The sequence below is a fragment of the Bacteroides acidifaciens genome (genome assembly GCF_024623065.1).
In the GTDB taxonomy this organism is placed as follows: domain Bacteria; phylum Bacteroidota; class Bacteroidia; order Bacteroidales; family Bacteroidaceae; genus Bacteroides; species Bacteroides acidifaciens.
This window is the reverse complement of the sequence record NZ_JANJZR010000126.1, coordinates 1-6,320: the sequence shown is the minus strand read 5'-3', so window position 1 is coordinate 6,320 and position 6,320 is coordinate 1. Positions and strand designations below refer to the sequence as shown.

Below are 6,320 nucleotides of genomic sequence, written 5' to 3'. Positions count from 1 at the left end.
GGCGCTCCGAAGCTATATTTGAGGCTATATATCGTGATTTATATGCCACTTACCGACATGTTCTTTCCTCGGACAGCAATAAATATAAATACACCGCAGGAGCGTCTGTCCCCACATCCCTAGGTATATTTTAACATTTCGTTCCTTTTGATATGCGGAAGGCCTTATGCAAATTTTACATAAGGCCTTCCGCATATCAAAAGGAACTCTGAAAACACGCCCCATATTCCACTTAGCAGCGTATCGAAGTCTGCATCTGCTTCATCGCCTATAAAATAGCAGAAGACAGATTAAAAAACAAAACGCTTTTACCGGTATCCATCCATTCCGACATCAAACGATAATATGCCGGATATTCGGCCGGAGTTATCAATTGCTTTTTCAGTTTCAAGGTACGGACAATCTTTATTTCCTTTGCCGTTTTTTTCACTGTAACCTCTACGGTACCTACCGGATTATCAATCTTTTTATCAGTCGGTAACACTACCGGCTTCATCCCGTCAGCTACTTTCACAATACAAGTATAAGTTTCATCAGGCAAATACCGCAATAACAGATTAACCGGACGAGTTGTATTCATAGTTGTTGAACGTCCTTCATAAACAGCCCAGCCGCTCTGCGCCTGGGGCAGTTCGAATCTCCGGTAACCTGCTTCCAAAGTTTTTCCGGTTTTTGCAGTCACCCGCAATGTGTCGGTTTGCGAAATCACATGGGAAACCGTTTCTAAGACTACCGGCTGAGCATCCATATTGACAACTGAAACAAAATCCTGCATATCAGCAATTGCATTATCAGTAACAAACAGTCTGCTGACAGCAGCGAGTCCTGCCGCATCCTTATCTTCTGTTTTAGGAAAGACAGCCTTTACTTCGGCCTGAATGCCGCTTGCCTGTTGCAAAGCAGCCAACAAAGCCGCTTTCTCCGCTTCCGTTCCATAAGCCGAGCGAATCACTTCGGCAGCCGGACGCAAACGGTATCCGGTTTGTGACAATGACAAACGGCAGTTTCCTAATCCTTGCACGTAAGCAGTGAGTTGTTTCATTTTTTGCTCCGGACTTTGTGCGTTGTCAGTCAGCTTCTTTGCCAATTCTGAAACTTCTTTGTCGTTACTTTCAAATTGACGTTTAATCACTTTCAACGCATCGGCTTTTGAAGCATACGTAGAAGCCACAATAGCCTGTACGTTACCTGCCGGCAAAGAAACTTGAATCATATTAGGACGCGGCTGTACATTCTTCAACGCCCAGGTCACAGTCTTTACACCACCCGCTGTTTTCACCACCGGAACAGCTTTTCCATTCAATAACTCATAATGCAAAGGTTTGTTTTCGGGTACCGATACCGAAAGCACATACTCCCTGATAGGAGTTAATTCCTCTATCTGCTCGCACACATCCAGTTCGGGAAGATACCCCGGACGGGTAATAACCGAGTAATCCAGATAAATAGTAGCTCCCAGCTCCAATCCGGTATGGACTACAACCATTTCTTTCAGACCATTATATGCCGGAGCATCGGCTGCAGCAGAAGGAAGTACCTCAACAAACGCGTTTTCGGGCGTCTTAACGATATTGCCATCTTTCTGACGGGTATACGATTCGTGAATCTTCAATTCCTGAAACTCCGGATTGTAAACAATAAAACTTTCGCCATACAGACGATTCATTGCCGTATGGGTAAACAATGTCAGTTCCTTTTGTACACGCATCTCCTGGCTACCGTCAGTATGCAAGATGTACGTTTTGTGCAATTTCCCGAATTCGGCTTCGGATGCCGCTTTTGCTGGAGCTACCATAAATAAGAGTACCACCAGCGTAACTATATAATAATGTATATTTTTCATTCTGCTCTACTTTTTAATCACTAAATATTCACCATACGCTTTGTGCGCATTCACAGCATTACGGAAACTATCCCAATCAGCAGCCTCATAAACACGTTTCTTCAAAGCCAGTCTGTTGTGAAACAGCACTTTGTTTCCTTGCTGCGCCAATGAACCTTCAAAATCGGCCCCCGTACCCTGCATTGTCTCATTCTTGTCGGCATTCGCCAACTTGTATCCTGCCGGAAGTTGAATCGTTTCATCCAGTTCAACCAAACGCGAACATCCATCTTTAAAACCATACTTACGCTCTTTCAGTGAAGTATCGATATGCAAATAAGAGCGTACCTGATTATAAAGGTTATTCATCACCAACGGACGGAAGAACATCTCCTTCTCACCTTTCAATGCATAGTCCGGTATTTCATAACGGAAGGTGATTTTAATAGGTGCTGCCTGATAGTCTTTAGGATTCTTGCCATAGTCTACACTCAACAATTTGGCTTTTGGAGATATGGCTAAAAGCTGGCTTTCCATTGTATTTTTCCATTCGCTCCGGAATCCGGTAGTAAAAATGCGACGGATATTGCTGTCGCTCTGCCCCTCGGCGGTAAGAGTGAAAGTGCCGCGCAAAGTACCGTCTGCATCCAAGCGGTTATCGGCTTTGATACGCACATAATGATTTTCGGGAGCTGAAACCGGAGTGATGCACAAATCAGAAGCTTCGGGCACACCCGGCAGATAGTTCTGCTGCTGTTCGGCACTGCTCCACAGTTCGCGACAGAAAGGAACCCAGGTAGGGTCGAGTGGCATGTAGGTTCCGTTACTCAACTTCACCACTGCCACACAGTGATTAAAATGGTCAGCAGGAATACTCTCCACACGGCTGCCCGCCATTGTCATAGCCGGATAGGCTTCGAAACCTGCCATACGCAAGAAGGAAATCAGTGTGCCTGCTATGTCTTTACAGACTCCGCAACGGTCGGTATAGTTCATCTTGGTATTGTGAAGCGTAAAGCCCTCTCCTTTTCCCATGGATATACCGGCATAACGGATATTATCAGCCACCCAATGAGTCAGCACGGCAATCTTTTCCATTTCAGTCTTCTTGCCTTTTATCAGTTCGTCCACTTTTCTCTGCGCTTCGGGCAGTGGGGCAAAACTTCCATAATCTTCGTTCACTTTATTGAACCACAAGGACTTGTCTTTCCATTGAGGAGTAGAAGACATCATCAGTTTGGGAGCCTCATCAAAAAGGTCTACCATATTCGGTTCTCTGACGAAAGGCATCACATTATCCATCGTAAAAGTGTACACTTTGCTATTGTCTTCATAACGCATGGATGAAGCACATTCGCCCTGATAGAACTGGAATTGCAGTTCTTTCTCCATAGGGACAGCCACTTTATAAACTTTACGCACGGTGGGGACACTACTCCAGAAAGGAACAATATCATAGAATTGCCCGCGCATAGGCGGGATAAAACGAGAATCGTCTTCATCACCGGCTCCAAGCAACGCATAAGTGAACCCCTTCTTGGCTATCTCATAATCCACGATATCACCGGGGTATAAAGCACCGATTTCGAGCATAATCTGTCTCGCTCCCCAATAAATAGCCCGGGCAGGAGCAGCATAATCACAGGTTTTCTTTACATCGAGTTCGTCAACCTGCCCATTGGCCCGGTAAACGGTCACCCGTTTGAATTCGGCATAAGCGGTCAGAGGGTCATAATCGTATTTAATTACCCGGTTAGCCACTGCCCCTTTCGGAGTTTGCACTTTAATCACTTTACATACAGCAAACGAACCTTGTCCGGTAGGTTGAACAGATACCAGCGTGCTATCCAGTAATGTCACGCAATCAGATGTTTCATAAGTCTTTCCCTTCGCAGTATTTTCATAAGGTTTCCAGCTTTGAGCGAATGCCGTAGCCGAAGTAAGAAGGCAACAAGCTAATGTAATTGATAGTTGTTTTCTCATGTTTTTACTTACATTTTATTTATAAGAACAAATGTAAGCAAAATCTTTGAGTATGCGAAGTTTATCTCCTATATTACTTGTTTCGTCATGAGTAATCAGGGCGTGCGTCAAATAATTCTATATCAGAGGCTATTTTGACTTACCTTTGCGTTCAGAACATAAATAAAATAGCAAGTATGGAAGAGCAAATACTTATAAATGGAACGTCGACCTTGAGAATTGGGAGAAAATATTAAGAATAGAATATCAGGGCTGTTCGGAATAGCCTAAATATGTATTCCATACTGATGTTTCACCTCAGCCATCACAAAAGTACTTTCCAACGAACCCAGGCTATCAATCGTGCCTAATACATTCAGAATAAACTCCTGATAATATTTCATGTTGGGAGCATGAATCTTCAACAGATAATCATAGCCGCCCGATATGTTATAGCATTCGGTCACTTCAGGAATATCCTGTATGATTCGGGTAAATTCGGCAGCAATATCCCGATTCAGCCGCCTGAGCTTCACACTGCAAAACACCACAAATCCCTGATTCAGCTTTTCCGCATCGAGTACGGCGATATACTTCTTTATATAACCGCCACTCTCGAGACGTTTGAGACGTTCGAATACAGGGGTTGATGACAAACTCACCCGTGCAGCCAGCTCTTTGGTGGTCAGACGGGCGTTCTCTTGCAAAGTACGGAGTATTTGCAAATCTACTTTATCCAGTTTCTCCAATGCACTCATAGAATAATATTCTTCTAAAAGGTAAAATTCAGGAATGGAACGAATCATCCATTCTATACAAAAGCACAAAAATAGCATTATTTTCTATATTCCCGTCACATATTGTTCGATAATTCTACATCCGATAACTTTGCAAGAAAATAAAGAAAGAATATTAAACCTCAAAAACATACGATTATGGCAACAAAGAAATTACACTTCGAGACTTTACAGGTACATGTAGGACAGGAACAGGCAGACCCGGCAACAGATGCCCGTGCAGTACCTATCTATCAGACTACTTCTTACGTATTCCACAATTCGGCTCACGCAGCCGCACGCTTCGGTCTGCAAGACCCGGGAAATATCTACGGTCGTCTGACTAACTCTACCCAAGGAGTTTTTGAACAACGCGTAGCCGCCCTTGAAGGTGGAGTGGCGGGTCTGGCTGTCGCTTCGGGTGCCGCTGCCATCACTTATGCTTTCGAGAATATCACCCGTGCAGGCGACCATATCGTAGCGGCCAAAACTATCTACGGTGGAAGCTATAATCTGCTGGCTCACACCTTACCCAGCTATGGCATCACAACTACTTTCGTTGACCCAAGCGATTTATCCAACTTCGAGAAAGCGATTCAGGAGAATACAAAAGCGGTATTTATCGAGACATTAGGTAATCCGAATTCTAATATCATGGACATAGAAGCCGTAGCCGAAATTGCACACCGTCACAAGATTCCTTTGATTATAGACAATACATTCGGTACTCCGTATTTAATCCGCCCCATCGAACATGGAGCAGATATCGTAGTACATTCAGCCACGAAATTCATCGGCGGACACGGGTCGTCGCTAGGTGGAGTTATCGTCGACTCCGGTAAGTTCGATTGGGTAGCTTCCGGCAAGTTTCCACAACTTACCGAACCAGACCCTTGCTATCATGGAGTACGTTTCGTAGACGCTGCCGGTGCAGCCGCTTATGCTATCCGTATCCGTGCTATTCTGTTGCGTGATACCGGGGCAACTATCAGTCCGTTCAACGCTTTCATCCTATTGCAAGGACTGGAAACTCTTTCATTGCGTGTAGAACGCCATGTGGAAAACGCACTGAAAGTAGTGAATTTCTTAAACAATCACCCGAAGGTAAAGAAAGTGAATCATCCGTCATTATCCAACCATCCTGACCATGCACTGTATCAGCGTTATTTTCCGAACGGTGCAGGTTCTATCTTCACTTTCGAGGTAAAAGGCGGTCAAGAAGAGGCGCACCGCTTTATAGACAGTCTGGAGATATTCTCACTGCTTGCCAATGTTGCCGATGTAAAGTCCCTCGTGATTCATCCCGCAAGCACTACCCACTCACAACTTAACACACAGGAGCTTGTCGAACAGGAAATTTATCCGGGTACAGTCCGCCTGTCCATCGGAACGGAGCATATTGATGATTTGATTGCCGACCTGGAACAGGCACTTGCCAAAATCTAAGATACAGCGGTTTATGTATGGACTTTCCGTCACTGTGGAACGTTATAACAATATAACATAAAACATTGCTGTTATGGAAAAACATTTAATACACAGCAACTAACTGCATCTGATAGACGCAGAGAAAATCCATCAGGCCGTGGAAAAGATGATGAATATAGACTATTTGATTATATATTTTAGAGTCTGTTTAAATTCTCTTCAGTCATAATATTATAGCTGATATTTTAACTTAATCCGGCTCTTCTTGTCGCGTCCGTCTGTAGTTGGCGGAAGGGGTATTAACAGTTGCGCTCTTGGCTATTAATAGAAAA

The 6,320-nt window shown here is 44.1% G+C and carries 4 protein-coding genes; 1 reads left to right on the top strand and 3 read right to left on the bottom strand.

The window, feature by feature from the left end; all coding sequences use genetic code 11:
* Window positions 1-268: 268 nt before the first annotated feature.
* The 3 genes from NSB03_RS19590 to NSB03_RS19580 all read right to left on the bottom strand — a co-directional run bounded on the left by NSB03_RS19590 (window position 269) and on the right by NSB03_RS19580 (window position 4,542).
* The gene (locus NSB03_RS19590; RefSeq protein WP_024988750.1) at window positions 269-1,843 is read right to left on the bottom strand and encodes a DUF3857 domain-containing protein; all 1,575 of its coding nucleotides are present in this window, start codon (window positions 1,841-1,843) and stop codon (window positions 269-271) included.
* A gap of 6 nt (window positions 1,844-1,849) precedes the next feature.
* Window positions 1,850-3,805, bottom strand: a complete 1,956-nt coding sequence (locus NSB03_RS19585; protein ID WP_257466595.1) for a DUF3857 domain-containing protein — start codon at window positions 3,803-3,805, stop codon at window positions 1,850-1,852.
* 266 nt (window positions 3,806-4,071) lie between these two features.
* A complete protein-coding gene (locus NSB03_RS19580) occupies window positions 4,072-4,542 on the bottom strand; it encodes an Lrp/AsnC family transcriptional regulator (protein ID WP_024988749.1) in 471 nt (156 codons plus the stop codon).
* Window positions 4,543-4,719: 177 nt separating this feature from the next.
* Between NSB03_RS19580 and NSB03_RS19575 the strand changes: the two genes are divergently transcribed.
* Entirely contained in the window at window positions 4,720-6,006 is a 1,287-nt protein-coding gene (locus NSB03_RS19575; RefSeq protein WP_024988748.1) for an O-acetylhomoserine aminocarboxypropyltransferase/cysteine synthase family protein, read from the top strand.
* Window positions 6,007-6,320: the final 314 nt, after the last annotated feature.

Bases quoted from the DNA above. Each gene is read 5' to 3' on its own strand.
- NSB03_RS19590 (WP_024988750.1), bottom strand. From the start codon at position 1,843: ATGAAAAATATACATTATTATATAGTTACGCTGGTGGTACTCTTATTT.
- NSB03_RS19575 (WP_024988748.1), top strand. From the start codon at position 4,720: ATGGCAACAAAGAAATTACACTTCGAGACTTTACAGGTACATGTAGGA.
- NSB03_RS19580 (WP_024988749.1), bottom strand. From the start codon at position 4,542: ATGAGTGCATTGGAGAAACTGGATAAAGTAGATTTGCAAATACTCCGT.
- NSB03_RS19585 (WP_257466595.1), bottom strand. From the start codon at position 3,805: ATGAGAAAACAACTATCAATTACATTAGCTTGTTGCCTTCTTACTTCG.